This is a genomic window from Klebsiella sp. AqSCr (genome assembly GCF_008452795.1).
GTDB lineage: Bacteria > Pseudomonadota > Gammaproteobacteria > Enterobacterales > Enterobacteriaceae > Klebsiella > Klebsiella pneumoniae.
The window spans coordinates 670,289-684,649 of record NZ_MJDM01000005.1 but is presented as its reverse complement, the minus strand read 5'-3'; the positions used below and the strand labels follow the sequence as shown (position 1 = coordinate 684,649).

Sequence of the window (14,361 nt, the reverse complement as noted above, 5' to 3'; positions counted from 1 at the left end):
GAGCCTGCGAAATGTCTTATCGAATCAGTATTCTGGATAAAAGTCCGCTTGCCGCCGGGGAAACCGCCGCGCAGGCGCTGGCGCGTACATTAACGCTGGCGCAACACGCCGAAGCCTGGGGCTACCACCGCTTCTGGGTCGCCGAACACCACAATACCGATCAGCTGGCGAGCCCCTCGCCGGAGCTGGTTATCGCCTGGCTGCTGGGCCACACCCGGCGGATCCGTCTTGGGTCCGGCGGCGTCATGCTCCAGCACTATAGCCCCTATAAGGTCGCGGAAAACTTTAACCTGCTGGCCGCCCTCGCGCCGGGCCGCATCGATCTCGGGGTCGGCAAGGCGCCTGGCGGCCTGCCGCTCTCCACCCGCGCCCTGCAGCAGGGCCTGCATCAAGAGGAGAAAGGGACCTTTGCCGATCAGCTGGCGCAGCTGGATAACTGGCTGTCGCTGACTGAGCCCGGGGGAGAGGAGAGCCTACGCGCCACGCCGATCCCGCCTCGCCGGGCAGATGGTTTTCTGCTCGGCGCCAGCCTGGAGAGTGCTGAACTGGCCGCCCGCCTTGACTGGAACTTTGTCTTTGCCGCCCATCTCAATGGCGACAGCGCGCTGCGCCGTGCCGTGTTCAACCGCTGGCGCGAGCTCAGCCCGCGTGAGGCGATGGTCGCCGTCCAGGTGGTGGTCGCTGACGATCCGGCCACCGCCGCCGCGCTGGCGCAGCAGGTCGAGGTGTGGGGCGTCGAGCTGGAGAACGGCCAGCGGGTGACCGTCGGCAGTGAGGCGCAGGCCGTCGCTTTTGCCCGCCAGGCCGGCAGCCGACCGACGCGCATTGCCCGCCGTGAATCTTCGCTGATCTCCGGTACTCCCGAACAGGTTAAAGCCCGGCTTGACGCGCTGCAGGCGGAAGAACAGTTGGATGAACTCATCATTGATACCCCCATTAGCGACGGGCCAGCGCGCCTGCACTCCCTGCGCCTGCTGGCGCAGGCTCACTACGGCAAGGAGGTGCTGAATGTCCTTTGAACAACAACTGATTAGCTGGCGGCGCGAGCTGCACCAGAACCCGGAGCTCTCACTGCAGGAGGTGGCCACCACCGCGCGGATCCGCGACTGGCTGCAGAGCGGCGGGCTGACCCTGCTGCCCTACGATCTGAAAACCGGGCTGGTCGCCGAAGTCGGCAGCGGCGACAAGGTGATTGCCCTGCGGGCGGACATCGACGCGTTGCCCATCGAGGAGGCGACCGGTCTGCCTTACCGCTCGCAGAATCAAGGGGTAATGCATGCCTGCGGCCACGATATTCACACCAGCGTGATGCTGGGGGCGGCGCTGCTGCTGAAGGAGCGGGAAGCGGAACTCCCGGGGCGGGTGCGGATCCTGTTTCAGCCGGCGGAGGAAAATTTTGGCGGGGCGAAAACCCTGATCCGCGCCGGGGCGCTGGAGGAGGTGTCGGCGATCTTCGGCATGCACAATGAGCCCGGCCTGCCGGTGGGCGAATTTGCCACCCGCGGCGGCGCGTTCTACGCCAACGTCGACCGCTTCGTCTTCAAAGTGACCGGGAAGGGGGCGCATGCCGCCCGCCCACATGAAGGAAGGGATGCGATCCTGCTGGCCAGCCAGCTGGTGACGGTGCTGCAGAGCGTGGCCAGCCGGGAGGTGAACACCCTCGACTCGGTGGTGCTCAGCGTGACGCGGATCCAGGGAGGCAATACCTGGAACGTGCTGCCGGAGAGCGTCGAGCTGGAGGGGACGCTGCGCACCCACAGCAGTGAAGTGCAGCAGCGGGTCAAGGCCCGGGTCAGCGAGATTGCGGCCGGTTTCGCCAGCGCCTTTGGCGCGCAGATTGACGTCTTCTGGTACGCCGGCCCGACGGCGCTGGTCAACGACGCCCGCTGGGCCGACTTCGCCAGCGAGGTGGCAGCCCAGGCCGGGTATCGCACCCACCATGCCGATCTGCATCTCGGCGGCGAAGATTTTGCGGTCTATCTTCAGCATATTCCCGGGGCGTTCGTCAGCATCGGCAGCGCCAGCGAATATGGTTTGCACCATCCGGCATTTAATCCGGATGAACGGCTGATTGCGCCCGCGGCGCACTATTTCGCCCGTCTCGCGGAAGAAGCGTTACAACACATTTAACGAATGACAGGGGAAGGGGTAGCTATGTCTGAAAATCGACAATTGCGTCTGGGAACCATATTGCATGGCGCATCGGGAAATATGTCCGCCTGGCGTCATCCGGCGGCCCAGGCGGACGCCAGTATTAATTTTGATTTCGTCACCCAGACGGCGCTAAAAGCAGAAGCGGGGAAGCTGGATTTTATTTTTGTCGCCGACGGTTTATATATTAACGAAAAATCGATTCCCCATTTTTTAAATCGCTTCGAACCCTTAACGGTACTTTCCGCGCTGGCCGCGATCACCCGGCGACTGGGGCTGGTGGGGACGTTATCGACTTCTTACAGCGAGCCGTTTACCACCGCCCGCCAGTTCGCCAGCCTTGACCATTTAAGCCAGGGACGGGCGGGGTGGAACGTGGTCACTTCCCCGCTGGAGGGGTCGGCGAAAAACTTCTCCCGGGCCCAACATCCGGATCATGCGCTGCGCTATCGCATTGCCGATGAATATCTGCAGGTGGTGAAAGGCTTATGGGATTCATGGGAAGAAGATGCCTTTGTGCGCAATAAGGAGACTGGCCAGTTCTTTGATAAAAATAAACTGCATACGCTCGATCACCACGGCGATTTCTTTAAAGTTGCCGGGCCGCTAAATATTGCCCGCACGCCGCAGGGCCGACCGATTATTTTCCAGGCCGGCGCATCGGACGACGGCAAGAAATTAGCCGCACGCCACGCCGATGCCATTTTTACCCATCAGGACTCGCTGGCCGAGGCGCAGGCATTTTATCGGGATGTCAAAAGCCAACTCGCCGCATATCAGCGCAGTCCGGACCAACTGCATATTTTCCAGGGCGTCAGCGTCATCGTCGGGGATGACGCCGAGGACGCGGAGCGGCAGTACCAGACCACCGCGGCGTTGGTCTCCATCGAGGATGCCCTGAATTATCTCGGGCGCTATTTCGAACACCATGACTTTTCGCAGTACCCGCTTGATGAACCGTTCCCGGATATTGGCGACCTCGGACAAAACAGCTTCCGCAGCACCACCGACGAGATTAAACGTCACGCCCGCGAGCGGGGCTTAACCCTGCGCCAGGTGGCCCTGGAGGCAGCCAGCCCGCGTCCGCGCTTTACCGGCACCGCCAGCGATGTCGCTGATGGCCTGCAACTGTGGTTCGAGCAGCACGCGGCGGACGGCTTCATTATTCAGGGCGGCACGCCGGAAACCTTCCCGCGCTTTGTGGATGAGGTGGTTCCGCTGTTACAGGCGCGCGGACTGTTCCGTCGCGACTATCCGGGCACCACCCTGCGGGAAAGTCTGGGTCTGGCGCTACCCGCTAATCAATTCCAAAAATAATAAAAGAGAATCACGCTATGCAGAAAACAACACTCTTGCTGGCCGTCGCGTTGGTATTTAGCGCCTCATCGTGGGGTCAGGACGTCAAGATCAATGGCACCGGAGTGAGCCTGGAGGCCAACAAAACGCCGATTCACACAGCGAAAAATCCGCAGGCCATTGCCCTGTTGCCGCAAGATCTGCATCTGGCGGTGCCGGGGAAATTCACCGTCGCGGTGGCGGCCCTGAACTCTCCGCCGCTGACGGTCTTTGCCGATGACAACAAAACCCTGCTCGGCAGCGAGGCGGATATCGCCCGGCTGGTGGCGGAGAGCCTCGGGCTGGAAGTAAACGTGGTTCCCACTTCATGGGAAGACTGGCCGCTGGGGGTCACCTCCGGCAAATATGATGCCGCGATCAGCAATATTACCGTCACCAAAGAGCGGAAAGAGAAGTTCGATTTCGCCACCTACCGCAAAGACTCGCTGGGCTTCTACGTCAAAAGCACCAGTCCGCTGAGCAAGATTGACAAAGCGGAAGATATCGCCGGGCTAAAGATTATTGTCGGCTCCGGCACCAACCAGGAGGCGATCCTGCTGGCGTGGAACGCGGAGAACGTCAAGAAGGGGCTTAAGCCGTTTATCCCGGTCTACACCAAGGATGATGCCGCCCAGACGCTGGCCCTGCAGACCGGACGAGCCGATGCCTTCTTCGGTCCCAACGTGATTGGCGCGTGGAAGGCGGCGCTGACCGGCAAAACCAAACTGGTGGGCAGCGTCGATGGCGGCTGGCCGAAAGCGGCGCACATCGCGGTAACGCTGAAAAAAGACAGCGGGCTGGTGAATGCCGTCCAGGCGGCGCTGAACGGGGCTATCGCCAGCGGGGACTACGCCAAAGTGCTTAACCGCTGGGGCGAAGGGGTGGAAAGCATTCCGCAATCGGAAATCAATCCGCCCGGACTGGGCGACTGACAGGAGGCGCGATGAGCGAAGCATTCCGCGATATTTCTCCGGAGGCTCCGGAGCTGCAGCCGATTATTAGCGGGCTGTTTGCCGAATATGCCGCCCGCTACGGCGACTATTTTTCCCGCGATGCGGAAGTGGAGTTAAGTGAGTGGTATGTGCCGCCGCAGGGGCTGTTTATTGTCCTTGAGCGTGAGGGCGAAATTATCGCCACCGGCGCGTATAAGCCGAAGGATCGCCACACCGCAGAGATCAAACGTATCTGGACGCACCGCCGTCTGCGCCAGCAGGGGCTGGCGGCGAAGGTGGTCCAGGAGCTGGAACGACGGGCGGTGCTGGCCGGGTACAGCCATATCTACCTGACCACCGGTTTCCGTCAGCCGGAGGCGGTAAAGCTCTATCTCAGCCAGGGGTATGAGGCGCAGTTTGACCTCACGCGAGACCCGGAAGAGTACAGTCAGCCGCCGTACGATGGCCGGCTGCGGTTCACTAAAGCGCTGGCGGTGAGCGCCTACAGCCACAGCGCCTGAGGAGGCATTATGCATTCATCTGAAACGATCAAAGTGGTGCCGGCGCGCTATCCGCTGCGGGTGGTCGGGGCTCTGGTCGCCCTGCTGGTGCTGGCGGTGGTGATCCAGTCGGTGGCCTTTAACCCGCGCTGGGAGTGGGGCGTCTTCGCCCGCTGGTTCTTCGACCCGGTGATCCTCGAGGGGCTGGGGCAAACCCTGCTCCTGACCCTGCTCGGCACGGTGTTAAGCGTGATCTTCGGCGGCCTGCTGGCGCTGGCCCGTTTGTCCTCATCGTGGCTGCTCAGCAGTCTCGCCTGGGGCTATATCTGGCTGTTTCGCTCGCTGCCGCTGATTGTGGTGCTGATCATTCTCTATAACTTTTCCTATCTCTACGACACCCTGTCGCTGGGGATCCCGTTTACCGGCGTGACCTGGGCCAGCTATCAGACCATTAACGTGCTGGGGCAATTCTCCACGGCGGTGGTGGGCCTGACCCTGGTGCAGAGCGCCTATACCGCGGAGATTATTCGCGGCGGCTTTCTCGGCGTCGACCACGGGCAGTATGAAGCCGCCGCCGCGCTGGGGCTACCCGCCTGGCGGCGCACGTTGCGCATTATTCTGCCGCAGGCGCTGCGCACCATCCTGCCCTCCGGCTTCAACGAGATCATCAGTCTGGCCAAGGGAACGGCGATGGTGTACGTCCTGGCGATGCCGGAACTGTTCTACACCATCCAGATGATCTACAACCGTACCCAGGAGGTGATCCCGCTGTTGATGGTCGGCGCCGCCTGGTATCTGGCGATCACCAGCGTCCTCTCCGCCATTCAGTATCTGGTGGAACGGGGCCTGGCGCGCAGCGAGCGCCGCTCGGCGGTAAACAGCGCCCGCAGCAGTCGAACCACTCAATCCGCACGTCAAGCGCAGCCGCAGGAGGCCGTTCATGCCCAGCTCTCATAATGGCCATATCTCTATCACCGGGGTCAGCAAATATTATGGCCGCCACAAGGCGCTGGACGATGTGTCGCTGGAGATCCCCCCGGGCACGGTGACGGTGATCCTCGGCCCTTCCGGCTCGGGCAAGTCCACGCTGCTGCGCACCATAAATCACCTCGAACGGGTCGATGAGGGATTTATTCAGATTGATGGCGACTATATCGGTTATCGCCGCAAAGGCGACAAGCTGTATGAGATGAAAGAAAAGGAAATTCTTCGCCAGCGGATCAACGTCGGCTACGTGTTCCAGAACTTTAACCTGTTTCCGCACCTGACGGTGCTGGAGAACCTGATTGAGGCGCCGATCGCCCACCAGCAGGTCACGCGCAAAGAGGCCATTGCCCGCGCCTATGAGCTACTGGACGTCGTCGGACTGCGCAATAAAGCCGACGCCTGGTCCCGGCATCTCTCCGGCGGCCAGCAGCAGCGTATCGCCATTGCCCGGGCGCTGGCGCTGAACCCGCGGGTGATCCTGTTTGATGAGCCCACCTCGGCGCTGGATCCCGAGCTGGTGGGCGAGGTGCTGGATGTGATCAAGAAGCTGGCGCGATCGGGCACCACCCTGGTGGTGGTCACCCATGAGATTGGCTTTGCCCGCGAGGTGGCCGACCAGGTGGTGTTTATGGTCGACGGCAGGATCGTCGAGCAGGGCAGCAGCGACGAGGTGCTCAACCATCCGCAGCATCCGCGTACCCGGCAGTTTTTATCCAGGGTGCTGCCGTCATGAACAGAGCGCTAATGACCCTTGTTCTCAGCGCTTTTGCCATGAGCGCTCACGCGGCGCTGGATCTGCGCGCCAATGAGCAGCCATTGCCGGTCACCCGCGACCCGCAGGCGATAGCGAAAATTCCGCCGGGCTATCGCTTCGTCGAGCCGGGGACGCTAACGGTGGCGATCTCGGCGCTCAATTCGCCGCCGCTGGCCCTGCTGGCTAGCGACAACCGCACGCGGATCGGCAGCGACCCGGATATAGCCCGCCTGCTGGCCGGAAGCCTTGGCCTGAAGCTCAGGCTGGTGCCCACCGCGTGGGAGGACTGGCCGCTGGGCATCGCCTCCGGCCGCTACGATGTGGCGCTGATCAATATCGCGGTGACCGAGAAGCGCAAAGAGAAGTTCGATTTTGCGACTTACCGGGTGGACTCCCTGGCCTTCTCGGTGAAATCCACCAGCGATATCGCCGCGGTAAACGGACCCGCCGATCTCGCGGGGCGCAAAGTGATCGTCGGGTCCGGCACCAATCAGGAGCGGATCCTGCTGGGCTGGAACGAGGACAACCGCGCCGCCGGACGGCCGCAGGCCCAGCCGGTCTACCTGACCGATGATGCCTCCGGCAATCTCTATATCCAGTCCGGGCGGGCGGATATCTTTTTCGGCCCGCAGTCGGTGGCAGCCTATAAAGCGGCGCTTAACGGCCAGACCCGGGTGGTGGGCCTGGGGCCGAAAAAAGCGTGGGTGGCGACAACCACCAAAAAAGGCAACGGCCTGGTCTATGCCCTGCAGGCAGCCCTCGACGGGGCGATTGCCCGCGGTGAATATCAGCAGGTGCTGGCGCGTTGGGGGGAGCAGGGCGAAGCGGTGGCGCAGTCGGTGGTCAACCCGCCGGGGATAACCTACTAACCCCCAGTGGCATGGTGTGCCGGGTGGGTGAGCGGCAAATTTCTGCCTACACTTAGGCATTACCCTGGAGGCAGACCATGATAACCGTTTATGGCGTGCCGGGATGGGGCTCGACGATTAGCGAGCTGATGCTCTCCCTGGCCGATATTCCCTACGAGGTGGTTGACGTGGAGGGCTTTGACCAGCCCGGTCCGGCGCGCGAGCGTCTGCGGCAGATTAATCCGCTGTGCCAGGTGCCCACCCTGAGGCTGGCCGACGGGAGCATCATGACCGAAACCGCCGCCATCGCGCTGATGATCCTCGACCAGCGTCCCGATCTGGCCCCCGCGCCGGGGACGCCACAGCGTCCGCAGTTTCAGCGCCTGCTGGTCTGGCTGGTGGCCAATGTCTATCCTACCTTTACTTATGCCGATTACCCGGAACGCTGGGCGCCCGCCGCCGCGGAGCAGCTGGTGGAGAATTGTCGCCAGCACCGGAAAAATCTCTATCTCTGGTTCGAACAGCAACTGGCCGCCGGGCCGTGGGCGCTGGGCGCGTCGGTAACGTTGCTGGATTGCTATATCGCGGCGATGTACCGCTGGGGACCCCGCCAGGCGTGGTTTGACGACCACGCGCCAAAATTCGCCGCCATCGCCCGGGCGGTCTGTCAGCGACCGGAGCTGGCCGCGGCGCTACGCCGTAACAAGCTGATTTAACGCACGCGATGCCAACCAGAACGGCCATTCTGTGGTAGCGTTATGGCTCTGATCACAAGGAGTCTTTGCTATGCCGCATGTTGATATTAAATGTTTTCCCCGTGAACTGACTGATGAACAAAAAACCGCGCTGGCCGCCGACATTACCGAGGTGCTGATCCGCCATCTGAACAGCAAAGAGAGCGCCGTCAGCGTCGCACTCACTCAGGTTGAGCCGGACGCGTGGCAGGCGGTGTGGGACAGTGAGATCGCCCCGCAGATGGCGCAGTTGATTAAGCAGCCGGGTTATAGCATGTAACCCGACACCCGGAGGCGATGCTGCGCATTTGTCCGGGCTACGCGCTCTCAGCGGTCTGCAGTTCCGTAGCCCGGGCAAGGCGCTTTGCGCCGCCCCCGGGGAGGGGCTTCTCCGGCGACGCACTGAGAGAAACAGCATGTTCATCTATCCTAAGCGCCAGAGAGCCAACCGAGGTGGGTATGAAAGACGAATTGTTTGCCGATCTGCTGGCGAGTGCAGAAGAAATGGTCAGGATCGAGAAAGGTGAACAAATGCCGATGGAGCAGCACGTTCATACCTTCAGCGAAATTGACGTGAAAGCGATACGTGAAGCCACAGGTTTAAAACAGCAGGACTTTGCAGCGGCCGTTGGCGTTAGCTACGAGTTGGTTAAAAGCTGGGAAACGAAACGACGTCACCCAACCGGTGCAGCCAGAAAACTGCTTTTATTGCTTCAGGGTAATCCATTGATTATCAACTTGTTGAAGGTTGTTTGAAAGGTTATTCTTCGCAAGGAAAATGGCAGAGTTTGCCCCCTTTCGTAACCGGGGTCTTTAAAAAGGAGTGCATTACGTATGGAAACCAACGATTCTATTTTGAAAGAAATCAAGAAATACAGCGCTCATATTGATAGGTTTAGAGCGCGAGCAAACACTCATGGTATCTGGTTGTTTATTGCTACCCTTGGATGCTGGGGGGTAACTGAGCCCAGTATTCGGATATTAGCATTCGTTATGCTTTTCTTTATTTTTTTGTTTCTTCTACACGGTAGCTTTCCAGGTGAAAAGCGAACGTTTAAAAAGATTCACGATGATATAAAAAATAAAATAGTTGATAATTTAACACCAGAACAACAGCAAGAAAGGTTTCACGATCTTCTCATCGTTGAGAAAAAACGAAAGTCACTTGTTGGAATTATAAAAACAACCTTTATCTTTTTAGCCTGTTATGGTTTTTATTTTATGAGTTTATATTACTTCATACAGCACTGGCATAGTGACAAAGTAACAGCGTGTATTTAAATCAACCCGTCCTGGCATTTGAGCCGGACGGGCCGTTTGATTAAAACCAAATCTCCGTCTGCACGCCGAAGTTCCATGTCCCGCCGGCGGTAAAGCCTTTGCTGCCGAAATCGTCATTTATCGCGTAGCGATCCAGCGCTTTATCCCAGTTCATCCAGGTGGCAAAGAAGCGGATTTCCGGCCGCGCCTTGATATCCAGCACATCACCCACTTTAAAGGTGGGGGCGAAGGTCAGCTTGTAGAAATCACCGCGCACCGCCTGATACTGATAAACGTTGTCATTATAGCGATAGCTGCGCCCGTTCGGATTGAGATCCATATACTGCCACGAGGCCTCATACAGCAGGGCGAAGTGAGCGGAGATCCCCTGTGATACCCGCAGGTTAAACGTCGCCCAGTCGTAGCGGTCGCCGTCGCGATAGCGGTCTTCGCTATGCTGGGCTATCACCGACGGCGCCAGCTGCCAGTTTTTCCCCAACGGCAGGATGCCATACGACGCAAAGCGCAGGGAGGCCGCGTTCTCGGTCAGATCGCCATCGCTCCCCGGCTGACGCGCTTCGGCGCCCAGCCCGACGCCGTATTGCAGGGCGCTTTCCGACACCCCCGGCGCCAGGCCGTAGAACTGTTGTTTGTCGTGCAGGGCCAGCATCGCGTAGTAGCCGTTTTTGGCGGTGTTATCGCTGCGCAGGGCATAGCTCCCGGTGGTCGAGGTATTATCTTTCAGATCATCGTTGCCCTGGGCGGTCATCACCGTGGTCATCAGTTGCCAGTTGCCGTAAAAATGGTTGGCGGTGAACAGCAGATTCTGGATGTCATTATCCGCGTAATTATCGCTGCCAAGGTCGCCGAAGTTACGTGCATACACCGAATAGTCGCCGCGCAGGCCGCTTCCCCAGTCGACATCATTGATCCCGCCGCCGGTACCGCCGAGGAACATGATGTCGCTATCGGTAAAGTGGATATCGAAGTTATCCCGATCAAAGCGCTTGCCGGCCCAAATTGAGGCGCGTTTTAACGGACCGGTGAATTCGGCAAAGTTACCCATCTCGACGTACAGCTGACGAATGTTCAGATGGTGGCTGTCGTTATCCTGAACCCACGGATCCGGGTTGGTGGCCCCGTCGGCGAGCATGGTCTTAAAGCGCGCCCATGAACCATCGTTGAAGGTGAGCTTTTTGCCAAAGCTCAGCTCAGCGTAATTATCTTTTTCGTTACCGAGACGACCGACATGGGCATCGCCGTTGAGCGAACTGGCCGGGGAGACGCCCGGCCCGCCGCGGGCGCCTTTACCATGGCTGTTGACTAACATCCCGGAACGGGCGTAGGCGTTAAAGGTAAACCCATCGTCCGGGGCGCGCTTCGCCAGCTGCTCGCTCAGTTGCTGATTAGTGGCCTGCTGTTTTTGTTCGCGAGCCGTGGTCTGCTGGCTGAGCGCCTGCACCTGCTGCTCCGCCGCCGCGGCGCGCTGCTCGGCGGCGGCAGTTTGCTGTTCTGCCCGCTGCGCGCGGCGGCTGGCCTCGCTGGCCTGCTGTTCAGCGAGATTGAGGCGCGCTTCCAGCTGCGCCAGCCGTTGCTCCACGCTCAAGCCGGCGGCGCTGACGCTGATGAGCGGAAAAAGGGCGCAGCAAACCGCTGCGCTAATCACAGAGATACGCATAAAAATCCTTAATTTATCCAGAGGTTAAATCAGCGGGGGCGCCTTACATGGCGGGAGATTCTCCGGCGGTCGGGGCCGGGGCTGGCGAGGCGCCGCGTCCGGCATCAAGGTCGGCACGAATCTGCTCATACTGATCGTCGAGGCGGTAGAAGCGGCCCATCCACAGCATCGAGGCGAGGATCAATAGCGCCGGAATGTATAGATAGCAGGCCTTGATGGCCAACAGGGCGCTGTCGCTCTGCGTGTGGTTGGCGATATAGCCGCTGGAGGAGAGCAGCACGCCGGTGATAGCCCCGGCACCAGCCATCGCCACCTTGCCGAGAAAACCGTTTATCGAGGTCAGGATCCCTGCGGTATTAATCCCGGTTTTCCACACGCCGTAATCCACCGGGTCGGCCTGCATCGAGAAATAGATAGCCGTGCGTTGGCCGGCGCCGAGGGAGAGGATCACGGCCCCGACGATCAGTCCCAGAACGTGGGCGCCAGACACCATCATAATCCCCATCCCGAGCAAATTGACCGCGCTGGCCACCAGATAGACATGACGTTTTTTCATGCGTCGGGCCAGCAGCGGGACGGTGAGGGTGCCGAGCAGGGGAACGAAGGTGGAGATCCCGGCGATAACCGCCGTCAGCTCGGTATTCCCGACGTAATAATGGAAGAAGTACACCAGGGCCCCGGTCTGAAAGAAAAAGGCACCCCACATCAGAAAGATATTGCTGGCGAAGACCCACCACGGACGATTGGCGCGCAGACTAATCCAGGCGCGTTTCAGGGTCATGCGCTCCCCGGTAAGGGTGATCTTTTCTTCGACGTTGCGAAAGCTCACCAGCAGGAAAAAGGCCGCCAGTACGCCAAAAATCACCGCGGTATAGAGGAATCCCTGCTGCTGGTTGCCTTTGCCTAGCATGCCGACCAGCGGCAGCGTAGCCACGGCGACGATGGTGGCGCCAAGGGAGCCCAGCAAAATGCGCACCGCCGACAGCGTGGTGCGTTCTGCGGAATCACTGGTTAAAAACGGCAGCATGGCGCAGAACGGAATATTCACCAGGGTGTAGAGGAACGACAGACACAGATAGGTGACAAAGGCGTACAGCAGTTTGCCGGTGGTGCCGAAATCCGGCACATAAAAGGCCAGAATACACAGCAGGCCAAAAGGCAGGGCGCCGATCAGCAGCCAGGGGCGGCAGCGCCCCCAGCGGGTGGTGGTATTGTCGATCACCAGCCCCATCAGCACGTCGGCCACGCCGTCTACCAGCCGGGTGACCAGGAACATCAGGCCGACATAATAGGCCGGGAGACCCATGACGTCGGTGTAAAAGAACATCAGATACAGAGAGATCATCTGCCACACAAGGTTGCAGGAGAGATCGGCAATGCCATAGCCAAGGCGCTGCCGCCACAGGGTAAACGTTGTTTCTGCCATAAATCACTCGCTTATCGTTGTTGTTAAAGTCCGTACTGGCGAATAAACCAGGCCGGGGTACAGCTCCACGCATGGCAGTAACTGTTGATAAGCTTACTGCCATACGGGGAAAAGTCAGGATGTTGGGGGTCGAAAATTTCCCAGAAGGTGTCGGCGCCGTAGGCGACCATCGCCCCCCAGTAGGCTTTGATCTCCGCCACCGCCTCCTCGCGCAGGCCGGACTGTAGCAGGGCAACAATGTGATGATGACGCAGGTACGGGGTGTTCATGGCAATGGCGGGCGGCTGCTGCTGCAGGCGGCGCATCAGCGCCTGACGCTGCCCGGCGGTGCCAACTTCCGCCAGCACCAGCCAGATCTGCGACGCCCATGAGACCTGACGCACGGCGCCGCTGATAAACACCTGCCGATCGTTGTCCCACAGGTGGTGGAGGGCGGCCTCCTTCAGCTGCCAGAGCGTGGCAGTGTAGTCGGGTACCCGCTGCGGTTCAAAACGCTGCGCCAGCCAGAGGGCGCGCTGCAGACAGTAGATGAGCACCCCTTGCGCCGAGGCCTGTTTATTCAGCTCCGCCTGCCAGTCGATAAATACCCACCAGTCATCGCTGTCGCGCACCAGCCCCTGAGAATCGCAGCGGGTCAGCGCCAGCTCGATTTGCCGCCGCGCCGTGGGCCACAGCTCACCGACGGTTTCCGTGTCGCCGGTGCTTTGCAGGTAGTTATAAAGCACGTCGACAAAAAACAATGAGTAATCAAACAGAAAGGTGTCATCGGCGCGTACCTCTGGCTGAACAAAGACATTGGCGGAAACCATGCCATCTTCCCGGGTATGGCCGGCAAAGAGATACAGGCAGCGGCGGACCAGATCGTGGTGGCCGAAGGTCACGTCATTCACCTGCGCCTGCAGGCGCAGGTCGCCCAGCCACAGCCGACGGTCGCGTTTCGGCCCATCTTCAAACACCTCCTGCATGCAGTTTTTCAGGGTACGAACGGCAACGTCATCAATGGCTTTCAACTGCGGATCGGCGATGACCGCCGGGTGCGGGCTGCCGGCAGAGGTGACGGTTTCCAGAGCGATCTCATCGAACTGCAGACGAAACTTGCGCGACAGCGCTTTGACCTCCACCTTCAGGTAGCGCAGGCAATAGCGACGTGGCAGAGCGACCCGGGCGGGCAGGACGTCAAGCCACAGATCCTGCTGCTGCAACCAGCTGCTGCTCAGCCATCCCTGGTATTCGCTGAACGGCTCACAGACTTCGCTCAGCGTCTCGCCGAAGGTGAAGTGCAGATGGGCCGGGGCATCGGGCGGGCTGCCGACGCTGCGGCAGCTGAACTGCAGGTAGCCAACAAAATGGCTGCCAAAATCAATAATGATGCTGTCGCCGACGTTGAGCGGTTGCTGATAAAACTGCTCCGGCGTGCAGACGGTATTCCCCCGCCAGCCGTTCAGCGCTCCTGGTTCAGCGACGGCCTCGACGATGGCCTGCGGCGTCTGGCGCAGGCGTTGCAGCGCGGGCGTCAGGTCGGCCGCACGCTGTAAAAAGCGCGGATGACGGATCATCGCCACGCTGGAATTGTATTGAATTGCTTGTGACATACTGCGTCCTCTCCGTTAGGTTAGGCGCAGCATAGGCCGTCGTCCGGCGCGGCTACCACTCTGGCAATGCCAAACCGTCAGTGAAAATGGCAGGAATAATGAGGTGGGGGCGCTGGCGATCACAAATCCGCACATCGGGCGCGTGCCGAGGGCCGGAATAGATT

13 protein-coding genes and 1 pseudogene are annotated in these 14,361 nt (G+C 60.1%); 11 read left to right on the top strand and 3 right to left on the bottom strand.

The window, feature by feature from the left end; genetic code table 11:
• Positions 1 to 11: 11 nt before the first annotated feature.
• The 11 genes and pseudogenes from BHE81_RS07195 (at position 12) to BHE81_RS07140 (ending at position 9,522) form a co-directional block, all read left to right on the top strand.
• Complete coding sequence (locus tag BHE81_RS07195; RefSeq protein ID WP_004151219.1) at positions 12 to 1,019, top strand: MsnO8 family LLM class oxidoreductase; 1,008 nt, start codon at positions 12 to 14, stop codon at positions 1,017 to 1,019.
• Positions 1,009 to 2,130 (top strand): M20 peptidase aminoacylase family protein, encoded by a 1,122-nt coding sequence (locus BHE81_RS07190; protein WP_004180131.1) that lies wholly within the window; start codon positions 1,009 to 1,011, stop codon positions 2,128 to 2,130. Before BHE81_RS07195 ends, BHE81_RS07190 begins: the two co-directional genes overlap by 11 nt.
• A 24-nt stretch (positions 2,131 to 2,154) precedes the next feature.
• Positions 2,155 to 4,418: pseudogene (locus tag BHE81_RS28645) on the top strand (NtaA/DmoA family FMN-dependent monooxygenase).
• Between the two features lie 11 nt (positions 4,419 to 4,429).
• A complete protein-coding gene (locus BHE81_RS07175; protein ID WP_002906702.1) occupies positions 4,430 to 4,939 on the top strand; it encodes a GNAT family N-acetyltransferase in 510 nt (169 codons plus the stop codon).
• 9 nt (positions 4,940 to 4,948) lie between these two features.
• The gene (locus BHE81_RS07170) at positions 4,949 to 5,875 is read left to right on the top strand and encodes an amino acid ABC transporter permease (RefSeq protein ID WP_004184216.1); all 927 of its coding nucleotides are present in this window, start codon (positions 4,949 to 4,951) and stop codon (positions 5,873 to 5,875) included.
• On the top strand, positions 5,859 to 6,638 hold the full coding sequence (locus BHE81_RS07165) for an amino acid ABC transporter ATP-binding protein (protein WP_002906697.1): 780 nt from the start codon (positions 5,859 to 5,861) through the stop codon (positions 6,636 to 6,638). Before BHE81_RS07170 ends, BHE81_RS07165 begins: the two co-directional genes overlap by 17 nt.
• Before the next feature lie 38 nt (positions 6,639 to 6,676).
• Entirely contained in the window at positions 6,677 to 7,528 is an 852-nt protein-coding gene (locus BHE81_RS07160; protein WP_072093194.1) for a transporter substrate-binding domain-containing protein, read from the top strand.
• A gap of 77 nt (positions 7,529 to 7,605) precedes the next feature.
• A complete protein-coding gene (locus BHE81_RS07155) occupies positions 7,606 to 8,223 on the top strand; it encodes a glutathione S-transferase family protein (protein ID WP_023280157.1) in 618 nt (205 codons plus the stop codon).
• A 70-nt stretch (positions 8,224 to 8,293) separates the two neighbouring features.
• The gene (gene pptA / locus BHE81_RS07150; RefSeq protein ID WP_004175957.1) at positions 8,294 to 8,521 is read left to right on the top strand and encodes a tautomerase PptA; all 228 of its coding nucleotides are present in this window, start codon (positions 8,294 to 8,296) and stop codon (positions 8,519 to 8,521) included.
• Between the two features lie 179 nt (positions 8,522 to 8,700).
• Complete coding sequence (gene nadS, locus BHE81_RS07145; protein WP_004148529.1) at positions 8,701 to 8,997, top strand: NadS family protein; 297 nt, start codon at positions 8,701 to 8,703, stop codon at positions 8,995 to 8,997.
• A 78-nt stretch (positions 8,998 to 9,075) separates the two neighbouring features.
• Positions 9,076 to 9,522, top strand: a complete 447-nt coding sequence (locus tag BHE81_RS07140) for a hypothetical protein (protein WP_004175959.1) — start codon at positions 9,076 to 9,078, stop codon at positions 9,520 to 9,522.
• A 40-nt stretch (positions 9,523 to 9,562) separates the two neighbouring features.
• Here BHE81_RS07140 and BHE81_RS07135 read toward each other — a convergent pair whose 3' ends face one another.
• From BHE81_RS07135 to BHE81_RS07125, 3 genes are read right to left on the bottom strand one after another with little or no spacing between them, the layout of a single operon-like run.
• Positions 9,563 to 11,179: a carbohydrate porin gene (locus BHE81_RS07135; RefSeq protein WP_004151221.1), complete on the bottom strand. Its 1,617-nt coding sequence runs from the start codon at positions 11,177 to 11,179 to the stop codon at positions 9,563 to 9,565.
• A gap of 43 nt (positions 11,180 to 11,222) precedes the next feature.
• Positions 11,223 to 12,605, bottom strand: coding sequence for an MFS transporter (locus tag BHE81_RS07130; protein ID WP_004151222.1), 1,383 nt, complete (start codon positions 12,603 to 12,605; stop codon positions 11,223 to 11,225).
• A 23-nt stretch (positions 12,606 to 12,628) separates the two neighbouring features.
• Positions 12,629 to 14,197: a family 78 glycoside hydrolase catalytic domain gene (locus BHE81_RS07125; RefSeq protein ID WP_023301882.1), complete on the bottom strand. Its 1,569-nt coding sequence runs from the start codon at positions 14,195 to 14,197 to the stop codon at positions 12,629 to 12,631.
• Positions 14,198 to 14,361: the final 164 nt, after the last annotated feature.

Coding starts and splice junctions, on each gene's coding strand:
- BHE81_RS07195 (WP_004151219.1), top strand. CDS start 12: ATGTCTTATCGAATCAGTATTCTGGATAAAAGTCCGCTTGCCGCCGGG.
- BHE81_RS07190 (WP_004180131.1), top strand. CDS start 1,009: ATGTCCTTTGAACAACAACTGATTAGCTGGCGGCGCGAGCTGCACCAG.
- BHE81_RS07175 (WP_002906702.1), top strand. CDS start 4,430: ATGAGCGAAGCATTCCGCGATATTTCTCCGGAGGCTCCGGAGCTGCAG.
- BHE81_RS07170 (WP_004184216.1), top strand. CDS start 4,949: ATGCATTCATCTGAAACGATCAAAGTGGTGCCGGCGCGCTATCCGCTG.
- BHE81_RS07165 (WP_002906697.1), top strand. CDS start 5,859: ATGCCCAGCTCTCATAATGGCCATATCTCTATCACCGGGGTCAGCAAA.
- BHE81_RS07160 (WP_072093194.1), top strand. CDS start 6,677: ATGAGCGCTCACGCGGCGCTGGATCTGCGCGCCAATGAGCAGCCATTG.
- BHE81_RS07155 (WP_023280157.1), top strand. CDS start 7,606: ATGATAACCGTTTATGGCGTGCCGGGATGGGGCTCGACGATTAGCGAG.
- pptA (WP_004175957.1), top strand. CDS start 8,294: ATGCCGCATGTTGATATTAAATGTTTTCCCCGTGAACTGACTGATGAA.
- nadS (WP_004148529.1), top strand. CDS start 8,701: ATGAAAGACGAATTGTTTGCCGATCTGCTGGCGAGTGCAGAAGAAATG.
- BHE81_RS07140 (WP_004175959.1), top strand. CDS start 9,076: ATGGAAACCAACGATTCTATTTTGAAAGAAATCAAGAAATACAGCGCT.
- BHE81_RS07135 (WP_004151221.1), bottom strand. CDS start 11,179: ATGCGTATCTCTGTGATTAGCGCAGCGGTTTGCTGCGCCCTTTTTCCG.
- BHE81_RS07130 (WP_004151222.1), bottom strand. CDS start 12,605: ATGGCAGAAACAACGTTTACCCTGTGGCGGCAGCGCCTTGGCTATGGC.
- BHE81_RS07125 (WP_023301882.1), bottom strand. CDS start 14,197: ATGTCACAAGCAATTCAATACAATTCCAGCGTGGCGATGATCCGTCAT.